Source organism: Lentzea rhizosphaerae (assembly GCF_042649515.1).
In the GTDB taxonomy this organism is placed as follows: domain Bacteria; phylum Actinomycetota; class Actinomycetes; order Mycobacteriales; family Pseudonocardiaceae; genus Lentzea; species Lentzea aerocolonigenes.
Genome location: NZ_JBHRZI010000011.1, coordinates 713,510 through 725,804, shown reverse-complemented (window position 1 = coordinate 725,804; position 12,295 = coordinate 713,510). Strand labels below are relative to the sequence as shown.

The following is a 12,295-nucleotide window of genomic DNA, read 5'->3' as shown; positions in this document are numbered from 1 at the left end:
TAAGGCAACCGACATCACGGAGCTCAGGTCACCGTGTGATGTGAGCTGGCACTGTATGGCGGAACCCCGCTGAGCCGAACTGCGTCAGATCGGGGACTAGGGGAGGCAGGAGCACATGTCTGGCTTTCAGGCCAACGCCGGCGAAATGATGTCGTCCGCGACGACCATTCAAGGAATCGCGACCGAGATCGAGAACTACAAGGCGAAGATCACCGCGACCAACGTGGGCCCGAAGGACTTCGGACGTGCGCACCAGACCGCCGGGGGCAAGTACGTCGCCGGCCTGCCGAAGCTGGGCGAGGCGATCGCCGCGTACTCCGCGGCGATGAAGGGTCTCTCGGACAAGCTGCGCGAGTCGGCCAACGGCTACGCGTGGACCGAAGAGGCCAACGCCGCCAAGGTCAACAAGCAGGGAAGGTAGTCGCGGATGCCCAGCTGGGAAGAAGTCAAGAAGCTCTGCGACAACCCCGAAGTCCCGATCGACCAGAAGAAGGCCCTGCTCGAGGCGTACTACGCCAAAGACGCCGAGGGCAACGTCCTCGGCGGCACGCACAACGACGAGCTCGAGCGGTACCTCGACGACTACGACATCTCGTGGGGCGACGGCGCCTGGCAGTCGTTCAAGAACGACATGCCGTGGGCGGACAGCTCGGAAGACCGGCTGAACAACGCCTACGACGTCGCGAAGAAGTCGGGCGACGCCGGTCAGAAGAAGATCGACGACCACAACAACGCCAAGAAGTCCGGCCAGGACACGCTGAACCAGTCCGAGCAGCGTGCCGCCGACGGTGGCGCGGGTGTCGCCAACTCGAACCAGCTGCTGGACGCGGGCATGCCCGGCCTCAAGTACTTCGAGAACTTCCTCCCGGTCTATCAGCAGGCGAAGGCCGCCTACCTCGTCGACGGCAACTTCAACACCGACTTCAACAACGCGAAGACGCTCTACGAAGAGCAGCGCGACATCGACTTCCACAAGATCGACCAAGACATCATCGAGATGCGGCAGATCTCGAAGGACCTGCGCACCCAGCAGGCCGACTCCGAGAAGTCGATGGGCAAGCTCTGGTCCACCTGGGACGGCAAGGCGGCGGACAACTCGCGCACCTTCGTCGCCGACTTCTCGAAGAAGGCCGCGGCGGTCGCGGACAGCGTCAACCACATCGCCGACGCCACGCGTGCGGCCTGCCACACGGTCTCGCAGCTGGTGAACGACAAGGCGGACGCCGTGCTGAACGGCGTCGGCAGCCCGTTCGACATCGCCGGCAAGACCCCGCCGCAGATCAGCGAGATCATCCAGGCCGCGGACAGCCAGGACGAGGGACTGCTGCGGCGCGTCGCAGGTCACGTCGGCGTCGACATCAACGACGAGGCGTGCGACGGAGACAAGTGGAAGGGCGAGGTCACCAAGGGTGCCCGCCAGTGGCTGAAGGCCACCTTCCACACCGACGTCAACACGAAGTTCACGAACTTCGAGAAGCTCTGCAAGGACACCAAGAAGGCCGTCGACGACGCGTGGAACCTGCTCACCGCCGAGATCGACAAGATCAACACCAAGCCGTTCGAACCCGCCAAGGAGGAGAAGCCCGCCGACAAGCCGGGTGACGACACCGGCGGTGGCGGCAAGAAGCCCGGCGGCGGTGGTCCTGGCGGTGGTCCCGGTGGTGGCGGCCCTGGCGGCGGCGGCCCCGGTGGTGGCGGCATGCCGGAGGTTCCCAAGCCGGAGAACCCGCTCGACAAGAACGGTGACGGCAAGCCCGACATCCCCGGTGACACCGACGGCGACGGCAAGGTCGACGACCTCGACGGTGACGGCAAGCCCGACGACAAGGACGGCGACGGCAAGCCGGACCAGCCGAAGCCGGAGGAGAAGCTCGAGTCCGTCACGGTCAAGGCCGGCGACAACACGATCAAGGTCACCGAGCCCGACTCCAACGGGCACGTGAAGATGACGATCGACACGCCGAAGGGCGAGCCGAAGACCTACGACCTCGACTTCAGCAAGAACCCCGAGGCCGCCAAGGCGCTGATGGGCCAGAACGGCACGCAGGCCATCACGGCCATGGCCAACCAGCTCACCGGCACTCCCGCGCCGGGCTCGCAGGCGCCCGGCGCACCCGGTGCGACCGCTGGCAACACGCCCGCGCCCGGCGGCGGCACCCCCGGTGGCGCCGGCATGGGCGCGCCAGGCTCCGAGTCGAACCCGATCCCGGTCGAGGTCGGCGCGGACGGCAAGATCCACATCGAGCAGGACGGCGTCAACTTCACCGCTGAGGTCAACGCCGAGACCGGCGAGATCAACCTGACCGCGGACAACGGCGACGGCACGCCCGACCAGATCGGCGTGAGCTTCGGTGAGGACGACAACCCCGCCGCGGGCACCGATCCCGCCGGTGACACGGGCCGCGGTGGCGGTGGCGGCATGACCGGCGACCTGCGGCTCGACGATCCGTTGACGCTGCCCGACCAGGCGTTCCCGCAGGCCCCCGACGGGCAGTTCCAGACGATGCCCGCGCCCGCCCAGGGCGAGTTCCAGGCGATGCCCGCCCACGCCGACTTCCAGACCACGCCCGCCCAGGCCGAGCAGGTGTGGAGCCCGCCGGGGCAGGAGAGCCCGAACGTGGCCGAGCGCTTCCAGGAGTCGGTGGGCCGGAGCTACATCCAGGACAACGGCTTCATGCCGGGCGTCGGCGAGCCCAGGATCTCCGGCGAGGGCGTGCAGTTCGCCCACGCCGCGGCCTCGGACACCACGTCGACGTCCGGTGTCTCGTTCACCGGCGGCGGCGGTGGGTCCGGCAGCGAGTCGGTGCTCGGCGGCTCGGCACCGGCGGACAGCGCCTGGAGCACGCCGTCCCAGAGCGACCCCAACGGCAACAGTGCCGGTTTCGACACCAACGCCTCCGAGGCGGGGCAGGCGGGTTCCGCGAACCTGCCGTCCTTGCAGGACGCCCACGGCCAGCCCACGTCCGGTGCCGCGACAGGCGGCATGATGGGTGGCGGGATGATGGGCGGCGGCATGCCGAGTGCGGGTGCCGGCGCCGGCGGTCAGCAGGGCGGCGACACCGAGCGCGGCGCGAGCCAGTGGCGCACCACGGGTTCGCTGTTCGACGAGGACAACAACAACCCGCTGAGCGGCGCCCAGGGCGTGCTCAGCGGTGACGACGGCAACCGGGGTGGTGGCTGGTGAGCGATCTGGATCTCGCCGGGTTCAAGGCGAAGCTCGCGGGCATCGAGTCCGAGCACTCCTCGCGCATGGCCGAGGCCAGGCACAAGTTCGACGAGTCGACCAAGCAGACGCAGGAGTCGCACGAGAAGTTCGCGAACCACAAGCAGCAACTCGCTGCGCGCCTGCGCGAGATGGCCAAGGCTCAGCGCGACGCCGGTCCGCAGAAGGAACGCAACAAGGAGCTCTCCTTCGGTCTCGACGACGACACCGCCATCGCGAAGTCCGAGCTCGACGAGGAGGTCGAGCAGATCGCGAAGGAGTGGCGGGCGATCGACCTGCGCAAGCAGTCCGAAGGCTTCGCGAGCGGCTCCAACGAGGCACCGCAGCCGCCCGTGCAGCAGCCGCCGGTCGTCCAGCAGCCGCCTCCGCCGCCGGTCCGCCAGCCGCTGCCGCCACGCCGGCCGCAGCGCCCGGTCGTCGACGATGACGACGACCTGAGCAACCAGAGCTGGTTGTCCTGAAACGTCGAACGCCCCCGAGGTCAGGCGACCTCGGGGGCGTTCTCGTCAGTTCAGCGCGGTGGGCCGTATCCCGGCGGCGGCGGGCCCTGAGGCGGGCCGTAGCCGGGTGGCGGTCCCTGCGGCGGGAACTGCTGCTGAGGGAACTGCTGCTGCTGCGGGAACTGGCCGCCCTGGGGATGACCGAACTGCGGCTGGGCAGCGGGCTTCAGCGCGTTGGTCACCGGCGGCAGGATCGCGAGCACTCCGACGATCAACGTGAGCACGGCCGCGATGTACGGCTCGCTCGGCGCGCTCCAGCCGAGCACCACGGAGTAGTAGACGTAGCGGCCGGCCGCGGCGAGGATCCCCACGACGACGGCCCCGGCGACGAGGAACGCGCCCGGGACCTTCCGCAGCACGATCAGCAACGCGCCGCACAGCAGCAGCACCGTCGTGAGCAGGTCCAGCACGGGGTTCACGATGCTCAGCGGACCCAGCAGAGCGCCGTTGCCACCGGTCAGCTGCAGCCGCCGCGCGATGCCTTCCGGGTCCACCTCGTGGAAGCGCTCGCCGATGAGGCCCTTCACGCCGAGGATCACCCAGAACACGGCGAGCCCGACCGCGCAGGCGGCGACGATGATCGCCATCACGAAGCTGCCGCCTCTGGGCTGCGGGGGAGGCGGAGGACCCCACTGCTGCTGTGGTGGTTGGTTCTGCTGCCAACCCTGGTTCGGCATCACGCCCAGCAACCTAGCGGGTGCGCAGCGCTTCCCGCTGAAAGACGAGACTCGCGTTCTTCAGGTCGCTGTCGAGCAGCTCGTCGTACGTCCGCTCCCCGGTCAGCACCCGCAGCAGGAACGCGGTCACGAACGCGCGGCCGAGCTTGTGCGAGCCCCGTGCGGACTTCCCGTCCAGCAGGAGCTCGCTCCAGTGCCTGCCCTCGGTGAAGCCCAGGTGCGAGGCCTTGGGCAGCAACCGCAGCTGCACCGGACCGCCCCAGGCCTGGGCGATCGCCTCGGCGTGCCCGACCGGGGGTGCGATGCGGTCCTCGCCCGCCGCGAGGTGCAGGCCCGGCGCGCGCACGGTCCGTGCGGCGTCCAGAGCGGACGGGCGCGTCTCCGTTGCGGCCAAAGTCACAACGGCGCGGACGCGGTCGGTGTCCGACGCCGCCAGCACCGCCGCGCCGCCGCCCATCGAGTGCCCGGCCAGCGCGAGGCGGGCGGGGTCGACGCTGATCTCTCCCGAGCCCAGGCGCACGCCGGTGCAGATGTCCAAAGTGGTCAGGAGGTTCGCCGCCAGGACTCGCGACGACAACAGCGGTCCGCGCTCCACGGCCGGCGCGGCGGCGACCACGCCCCACGACGCCAGGTGCCGCAAAAGCCCGTGGTAGCGGCGTACGGGCTGCATCCAGCCGTGTCCGAACGCGACGGCGGGCAGGCCCAGGCCGGACCGCGGCGTGAAGATCACCCCCGGCAGGCCCACGAGCGCGAGGTCACCGCGCAGCACGGGGTGCGGGCCGGGCCTGCTCAGCTGCTCAAGGGCCTGTTTCGCGGTCAGCGTGATCACGCGGCGAGCCATGTGGTGAACCGTAGTCGATCCTGCCGTCCGCACCACACCCGAGATTGGTCTACACCACCTGGCGTCCTGACCAGCACGAATGTGGCGTCCTCACTCATTAGGGTTAGCGGCGTGGTCTAGCTAGTCTGTTTTCCGTGTGCGGAATCGTGGGATACGTGGGTCACCAGTCGGCGCTCGACGTCGTGCTGGACGGGCTGAGGCGACTCGAGTACCGGGGTTACGACTCGGCAGGCGTCGCGGTAGTCGCAGGCGATGATCTCGCCGTCGAACGCAAGGCAGGCCGGCTGCAGAACCTGGAGACGAGGCTCGACGAGGTGGGCCGCGACAACTTCGCGGGCACCGTCGGCATGGGTCACACGCGGTGGGCGACGCACGGTGCGCCGATCGACCGCAACTCGCACCCGCACCGCGACGCGACCAACCGCGTCGCCGTGGTGCACAACGGCATCATCGAGAACTTCCTCGCGCTGCGCGCCGAGCTCGAAGGCCTCGGCGTCGAGATGACGTCCGACACCGACACCGAGACGGTCGCGCACCTCGTGGCATTCGCCTACAACGAGGGCGACACCAAGGGCGACTTCGTCGCCAGCGTGCGCAAGGTCGTGAACCGCCTGGAGGGCGCGTTCACGCTCGTCTTCACGCACGCCGACGAGCCCGACACCGTCGTCGCCGCGCGCCGGAACTCGCCGCTGGTCGTCGGTGTCGGCGACAACGAGTACTTCGTCGCGAGCGACGTGGCCGCGTTCATCGCGCACACCAAGGAAGCCGTCGAGCTGGGCCAGGACCAGATGGTCGTGCTGTCCCGCGACGGCTACCAGGTCACCGACTTCGAGGGCGAGCCCGCCGAGGCCAAGCCGTTCACGGTCAACTGGGACCTCAGCGCCGCCGAGAAGGGCGGCCACGAGTACTTCATGCTCAAGGAGATCGAGGAGCAGCCGGAGGCGCTGGCGAACACGCTGCGCGGCCACTTCGCGAACGGCCGGATCGTCCTCGACGAGCAGCGCCTCTCCGACCAGGACCTGCGCGACGTCGACAAGGTCTTCGTCATCGCCTGTGGTTCCGCCTACCACTCCGGTCTCGTCGCGAAGTACGCGATCGAGCACTGGACCCGCCTGCCCGTCGAGGTCGAGCTCGCCTCCGAGTTCCGCTACCGCGACCCGGTGCTCGACCGCGACACGCTCGTCGTCGCCGTGTCGCAGTCCGGCGAGACCGCGGACACGCTGGAGGCCGTGCGTCACGCGCGTGCGCAGAAGGCCCGCGTCCTGGCCGTCTGCAACACCAACGGCGCGCAGATCCCGCGCGAGTCCGACGCCGTCCTCTACACGCACGCCGGTCCGGAGATCGGTGTCGCGTCGACGAAGGCGTTCCTCGCCCAGATCGCGGCGAACTACCTCGTCGGCCTGGCCCTGGCGCAGGCCCGCGGCACCAAGTACCCGGACGAGGTCGCCCGCGAGTTCCACGAGCTCGAGGCCATGCCCGAGGCCGTGCAGCGCGTGCTCGGCACCATCGACCAGGTCAAGGCTCTGGGCCGTGAGCTCGCGGACTCGAAGGCGGTGCTGTTCCTCGGCCGCCACGTCGGCTACCCGGTGGCTCTCGAAGGCGCTCTGAAGCTCAAGGAGCTCGCCTACATGCACGCCGAGGGCTTCGCGGCGGGCGAGCTGAAGCACGGCCCGATCGCGCTGATCGAGGAGAACCTCCCGGTCGTCGTGGTCATGCCGTCGCCGAAGGGCCGCGCCGTCCTGCACTCGAAGCTGGTGTCCAACATCAGCGAGATCCAGGCCCGCGGCGCCCGCACGATCGTGATCGCGGAGGAGGGCGACGAGACCGTGCGCCCGTTCGCCGACCACCTGATCGAGATCCCGGCCGTTCCGACGCTGCTGCAGCCGCTCATCTCGACGATCCCGCTGCAGGTGCTCGCGGCGGAGATCGCGACGGCCCGCGGCTACGACGTGGACAAGCCTCGCAACCTCGCGAAGTCCGTTACCGTCGAGTGAGTGAGAGGCGTCTGGCACACCGAACGCGTCAAGTCCGCTGAAGAGGAGCTCATGGCGGTGGTCCCGCCGGGCTCGTTGATGCGGAAAGCCGCGTTCGGTGTGGCCACCCACGCCCTGCGTTTGCTGGCCGGACGTCGCCGCGTCACGTTGCTCGTCGGTGCGGGCAACAACGGCGGCGACGCCCTGTGGGCCGGCTACTTCCTGCGCCGCCGCGGAGTAGCGGTGTCGGCCGTGCTGCTCAACCCGGCCAAGGCGCACGTCGAGGGCCTGGCCGCCTTCCGCCGCGCCGGTGGCCGGATCGTCTCCTCAGCCGGGTCGCCGGACCTGGTCATCGACGGCATCGTGGGACTGTCGGCGCGCGGTCCACTGCGTCAGGACGCCGCCGCGCTCGTTGATTCGGTGCGCGCCCCGATCCTCGCGGTCGACCTGCCGTCCGGCATCGACCCCGACACCGGCGAGATCTCCGGACCTCACGTTCGCGCGCACACCACCGTCACGTTCGGCTGCCTGAAGCCGGTGCACGCGCTGGCGGACTGCGGCGAGGTGCACCTGGTCGACATCGGTCTGCGGCCGTCGGACCCGGACTTCGTGCTGCTGGAGCGAGCGGACATCGCCTGGCCGGTGCCGGGCCCGTCCGACGACAAGTACACGCAGGGCGTCACGGGCGTGGCGGCCGGCAGCTCGACCTATCCGGGCGCCGCAGTGCTGTCGACCGGCGCCGCAGTGCTCGCCACGTCGGGCATGGTCCGCTACGCCGGCCCCGCCGCCGACGCCATCCGCGCCCGCTGGCCGGAGACGATCTGCACCGGCTCGATCACCGACGCCGGCCGCGTCCAGGCCTGGGTCGTCGGCCCCGGCACGGGAACCGGCTCGTCCTCGGCGGAGGTCGTGCGGTTCGTGCTGGACGCCGGGGTGCCGGTGATCGCCGACGCCGACGCCATCACGTTGCTCTCCCAGCACCCCGAACTGTGGGACGCCCGCGACCCGGACGCGCCTCTGGTGCTGACCCCGCACGACCGCGAGTTCGAACGCCTCGCCGGTCCGGTGGGCTCTGATCGCGTGGCGGCGGCGCGGAAGGCTGCCCAGCGGTTCAACGCCGTGGTGCTGCTGAAGGGGCATCGGACCGTGGTGGCGGCGCCGGACGGGCGGGCGCTGGTGAACTCGGCTACGTCGTCTTGGCCTGCGACGGCGGGATCCGGGGACGTGCTGTCCGGGATCATCGGTGCGCTGCTGGCTTCCGGCTTGGACCCGTTCCTGGCCGCGGGGTATGCGGCTTACCTGCATGTTCTGGCTGCTGAGCTGGGTGCGGACGGGGCGCCGGTGCCGGCATCAGGGCTGATGGAAGCGATTCCGGCGGCGATTCGGCTTGTTCGAGGCTGCTGAGCTGCCCGTTCGTCGCCGATCCCGATCTTGTCGGTGCCGCCTGGGAGAATGAAATCAGGGGACCCCCTGGAGGGGACCCCTGCGTGAGCGCTCGCTCACACTTGTGAGCTGCGGTCTCATGGCACGATGAACAGGTTATGGCCCGTTCAGAAGTAGTAGTCGACCTCGGTGCGCTGCGGCACAACGTCGCGCTGCTCGCCGGCCTCGCTCCCCGCGCGGAGACCATGGCCGTCGTCAAGGCGGACGGCTACGGCCACGGCGCGGTCGAGGTCGCCCGCGCGGCGCTGGAGGCCGGCGCGAGCTGGCTCGGTTCCTGTTCGACGCAGGAAGCCCTCGCGCTCAGGGCCGCGGGCATCCAGGCGCCGATCCTCGCCTGGCTCGACGCCCCGGACGAGGACCTCGCCGCCGGCATCGCGGCCGACGTGGACCTGTCCGTGTCGTCTCTGACCGACCTGCGTCGCGTCGAGCAGGCCGCGGAGGAAGCCGACGCCCGGCCGCGGATCCACCTGAAGATCGACACCGGCCTCAGTCGCAACGGGTGTCAGCCGCAGGACTGGCCCGAGCTGGTGGAGCAGGCCAAGAAGCACGAGGTCGTCGCCGTCTGGTCGCACCTCGCGTGCGCGGACGAGATCGGGCACCCGTCGGTTGACTTGCAGGCCAAGCGGTTCGACGACGCCTACGAGGTGGCGAAGTCCCACGGCCTCGACCCGAAGCGGCACATCGCGAACTCCGCTGCCCTGCTGACGCGGCCGGACCTGCACTTCGACATCGTGCGGCCCGGCATCGCGATGTACGGGCTGAACCCGGTGCCGACGGACCACGACCTCAGGCCCGTCATGAGCTACCGGTCGCACGTGGCGCTCACCAAACGTATCCCCGCCGGCGAGTCGGTCTCCTACGGGATGACATGGACCGCGCAGAAGGACACGACGCTGGCACTGGTGCCGGCCGGGTATGCGGACGGCGTTCCGAGGGCGCTCTCCGGCCGGATGGAGGTGCTCCTCAGCGACAAGCGCCGCCCGGTGGTGGGGCGTGTCTGCATGGACCAGATCGTTGTGGACTGCGGGGACGACGAGATCGCCGAGGGGGCGGAGGTCCTGCTGTTCGGCGACGGGAGCCGCGGGGAGCCCACGGCGACGGAGTGGGCGGAGCTGACCGGGACGATCGACTACGAGATCGTCTGCGGGATGTACCGGCCGCGGGTGCGGAGGATCTACACGTGAAGCCGGTGTGGAAGGTCGTCGGGTGGGTCGGTGGCGCGCTGGGTGCCGCCGTCGCCGGTGCGGCCGTGGCGCAGACGGCGAAGGTGTCGCACGAGCGCAAGACCGCGTCCAACAGCCTCGCCGAAGAGTCGTTGGGACAGCTCAGGCCCGATCGCGAGTCGACGGTGGCGGCGGACGACGGCGTGCCGATCTCCGTCGAGGAGATCGATCCCGCCGACGGTGACGAGGCCGACATCACCGTGGTGCTGGTGCACGGGTTCGCGCTCGACCGACGCTGTTGGCACTTCCAGCGCCGCGACCTCGCCGAGCTGCTCGACCCCCGCGTCCACCAGGTGCTCTACGACCAGCGCAGCCACGGGCGGTCCGGCCGGTCCTCCGTCGAGGCCAGCACGATCGAGCAGCTCGCGCACGACCTCGACGCGGTGATCCGCTCGGTCGTGCCGGACGGACCGCTGGTGCTCGTCGGCCACTCCATGGGCGGCATGACGATCATGGCGCTGGCCGAGCAACGGCCCGAGCTCTTCGCGGAACGGGTGCGCGGCGTCGCGCTCGTCGGCACGGCCGCCGGTGCCGTGGGCGGTGCGGGGCTGCCGAAGTCCGTGCTGTCGCGGTACAACCCCGTGACGCTCGGCGTCGGACGGCTCGCGGGTGTGCAGCCCGGCCTCGTCGAGTGGGTGCGCAAGAGCGCGAAAAGCCTGACCTGGAGCGGTATCCGCGCGCTGGCGTTCGGCGACCGCAAGGTGGCACCGTCCCTTGTGGACCTGATGGAGAAGATGATCAACGGGACCACGGTGAAGGTGCTCACCGAGTTCCTGGAGACCCTCGGCACGCACGACCGCTACAAGGCGCTGGCGGGCCTCAGGCACTGCGAGGTGCTGATCCTGAGCGGCGACGCGGACAAGCTCACGCCGTTCTCGCACGCCGAGCGGATGGCAGAGGAGATGCCCCACGCCACCCTCGTCCGGGCCCCCGGTGCCGGGCACATGGTGATGATGGAGCAGGCTGACCTCGTCAACGACCACCTGGTCGCGCTCGTCGAACGCTGCGCGGCCGATCGCGGAGAGAGTCGGAAGAAGTGGTGGCGGCGAGCGTGAAGACCGTCGAACTGCCCCTGGTGGAGGACACCGAGGAGTTCGGTCGCAAGCTGGGTGAAGTCGTGCGGGCAGGCGACCTGCTGCTGCTCGCGGGTCCGTTGGGCGCCGGGAAGACGGCGCTGGTGCGCGGACTGGCGCGCGGCCTCGGCGTGCAGGGCAGGGTGTCGTCGCCGACGTTCGTCGTCGCGCGCGTCCACGAGCCCGCCGAGGGCGGCAGGGGCGTGCGGCTGGTGCACGTCGACGCGTACCGGCTCGGGGGTCACCTGGACGAGCTAGACGATCTTGATCTGGACACGGACCTCGTCGACGCCGTGGTGGCCGTCGAGTGGGGCGAGGGTGTCGCGGAACGCCTGAACGAAGATCATCTGCTCATTCGCCTCGAGCGCGGAATCGACGACGTTCGCACAGCTCAGCTGATCCCGCACGGCGACTGGACCGCTCGTACCCTGCCAGTGTGACTATCTCCAGCGGATAGGGTGATGTCCATTAAGGACAGAGCGTGACCGGCCGATGACACTCGCATGATCAAGAAGACGCTTATCGCGACTGCTGTCATCGGTGGCGCCATGCTGGTCGCCGCGGCCCCCGCCTCCGCTGGCGAGGGGCACGACCGCTCCGGCCACGGCATCAGCATCGCTGACAACGTGTGTGCCGCTCCGTGGCAGTGGAACGGCCCGTTCTCGCTGCTGCACGAGGGTCACGCGCCCGGCTACGCCGCGTGCAACGACAACCACGCCGGCGGTGGCTCGGACATCAGCATCGCCAACAACGCCTGCCTGCTGCCGTGGCAGTGGAACGGCCCGCTGGAGATCTTCACGGTCGACCACGCGCCGTCCTACGTCGCCTGCAACGGCAACTCGGCTGGCTGATCGACGGACGTCGTGAGGGATGGCCGGACGAGCCCATCGGCCATCCCTCACGACAGTCCTCTCAGGACAGTTCTCGTTTGAGGACCTTGCCCATCTCGTTGCGCGGCAAGGCTTCCAGAAAACGCGCCACCCGTGGCCTCTTGTGCGGTGACAACAGCCGCGCCACGTGGTCGCTCAGCACGGCTGGTTCCGGCGCTTCGCCCGCTGGAACCACCCAGGCCGCGATCCGTTCGCCGAGATCGTCGTCTGGTTCGCCGGTCACCGCCACCTCCGCCACCGACGGGTGCTCCAGCAGGGCGTTCTCGATCTCGCCCGCGCCGATCTTGTAGCCGCCGCTCTTGATGAGGTCGGTGGCGCGCCTCCCGACGATGCGGAGGTAGCCGTCGGGATCGCGTCCGGCCGGTTCAGGTCCGACGTCGTGCCCTGCTCGTCGACCACCCGCACGTCGATGCCGTCCACCGGCAGCCCCGCCACGACGGAGACGCACGTTT

The 12,295-nt window shown here is 69.7% G+C and carries 11 protein-coding genes and 1 pseudogene; 9 read left to right on the top strand and 3 right to left on the bottom strand.

Annotated elements, in window-relative coordinates:
- Positions 1-115: 115 nt before the first annotated feature.
- Genes ACFOWZ_RS10940 through ACFOWZ_RS10930 form a run of 3 tightly spaced genes read left to right on the top strand, consistent with a single transcriptional unit; the run spans position 116 to position 3,684 of the window.
- Positions 116-421, top strand: a complete 306-nt coding sequence (locus tag ACFOWZ_RS10940; protein WP_382371681.1) for a type VII secretion target — start codon at positions 116-118, stop codon at positions 419-421.
- Between the two features lie 6 nt (positions 422-427).
- Complete coding sequence (locus ACFOWZ_RS10935) at positions 428-3,184, top strand: WXG100 family type VII secretion target (RefSeq protein ID WP_382371679.1); 2,757 nt, start codon at positions 428-430, stop codon at positions 3,182-3,184.
- Entirely contained in the window at positions 3,181-3,684 is a 504-nt protein-coding gene (locus tag ACFOWZ_RS10930; RefSeq protein ID WP_382371677.1) for a hypothetical protein, read from the top strand. The genes ACFOWZ_RS10935 and ACFOWZ_RS10930 overlap by 4 nt, the downstream gene beginning before the upstream one ends.
- Positions 3,685-3,734: 50 nt before the next feature.
- Here the strand turns inward: ACFOWZ_RS10930 and ACFOWZ_RS10925 are convergent, their stop codons facing one another.
- On the bottom strand, positions 3,735-4,403 hold the full coding sequence (locus ACFOWZ_RS10925) for a hypothetical protein (RefSeq protein WP_382371675.1): 669 nt from the start codon (positions 4,401-4,403) through the stop codon (positions 3,735-3,737).
- A 10-nt stretch (positions 4,404-4,413) separates the two neighbouring features.
- Positions 4,414-5,226, bottom strand: a complete 813-nt coding sequence (locus ACFOWZ_RS10920; protein WP_449280281.1) for a dienelactone hydrolase family protein — start codon at positions 5,224-5,226, stop codon at positions 4,414-4,416.
- A 149-nt stretch (positions 5,227-5,375) separates the two neighbouring features.
- Here ACFOWZ_RS10920 and glmS point away from each other — a divergent pair, with 149 nt between their 5' ends.
- The 6 genes from glmS (at position 5,376) to ACFOWZ_RS10890 (ending at position 11,804) form a co-directional block, all read left to right on the top strand.
- Complete coding sequence (gene glmS / locus ACFOWZ_RS10915) at positions 5,376-7,235, top strand: glutamine--fructose-6-phosphate transaminase (isomerizing) (RefSeq protein ID WP_382371671.1); 1,860 nt, start codon at positions 5,376-5,378, stop codon at positions 7,233-7,235.
- Positions 7,236-8,618: an NAD(P)H-hydrate dehydratase gene (locus ACFOWZ_RS10910; RefSeq protein WP_382371669.1), complete on the top strand. Its 1,383-nt coding sequence runs from the start codon at positions 7,236-7,238 to the stop codon at positions 8,616-8,618.
- A 137-nt stretch (positions 8,619-8,755) separates the two neighbouring features.
- A complete protein-coding gene (gene alr / locus ACFOWZ_RS10905; protein ID WP_382371667.1) occupies positions 8,756-9,841 on the top strand; it encodes an alanine racemase in 1,086 nt (361 codons plus the stop codon).
- A complete protein-coding gene (locus ACFOWZ_RS10900) occupies positions 9,838-10,935 on the top strand; it encodes an alpha/beta fold hydrolase (RefSeq protein WP_382371665.1) in 1,098 nt (365 codons plus the stop codon). Before alr ends, ACFOWZ_RS10900 begins: the two co-directional genes overlap by 4 nt.
- Entirely contained in the window at positions 10,932-11,393 is a 462-nt protein-coding gene (tsaE, locus tag ACFOWZ_RS10895) for a tRNA (adenosine(37)-N6)-threonylcarbamoyltransferase complex ATPase subunit type 1 TsaE (protein ID WP_382371663.1), read from the top strand. The genes ACFOWZ_RS10900 and tsaE overlap by 4 nt, the downstream gene beginning before the upstream one ends.
- A 63-nt stretch (positions 11,394-11,456) precedes the next feature.
- Positions 11,457-11,804 carry a hypothetical protein gene (locus ACFOWZ_RS10890; protein WP_030471999.1) on the top strand — a complete coding sequence of 116 codons (348 nt, stop codon included), beginning with the start codon at positions 11,457-11,459 and terminating at the stop codon, positions 11,802-11,804.
- Between the two features lie 61 nt (positions 11,805-11,865).
- Here ACFOWZ_RS10890 and ACFOWZ_RS10885 read toward each other — a convergent pair.
- Positions 11,866-12,204, bottom strand: a pseudogene (locus ACFOWZ_RS10885) (AMP-binding enzyme); the annotation flags it as partial.
- Between the last annotated feature and the right edge of the window lie 91 nt (positions 12,205-12,295).

Coding starts and splice junctions, on each gene's coding strand:
- ACFOWZ_RS10940 (WP_382371681.1), top strand. CDS start 116: ATGTCTGGCTTTCAGGCCAACGCCGGCGAAATGATGTCGTCCGCGACG.
- ACFOWZ_RS10935 (WP_382371679.1), top strand. CDS start 428: ATGCCCAGCTGGGAAGAAGTCAAGAAGCTCTGCGACAACCCCGAAGTC.
- alr (WP_382371667.1), top strand. CDS start 8,756: ATGGCCCGTTCAGAAGTAGTAGTCGACCTCGGTGCGCTGCGGCACAAC.
- ACFOWZ_RS10890 (WP_030471999.1), top strand. CDS start 11,457: ATGATCAAGAAGACGCTTATCGCGACTGCTGTCATCGGTGGCGCCATG.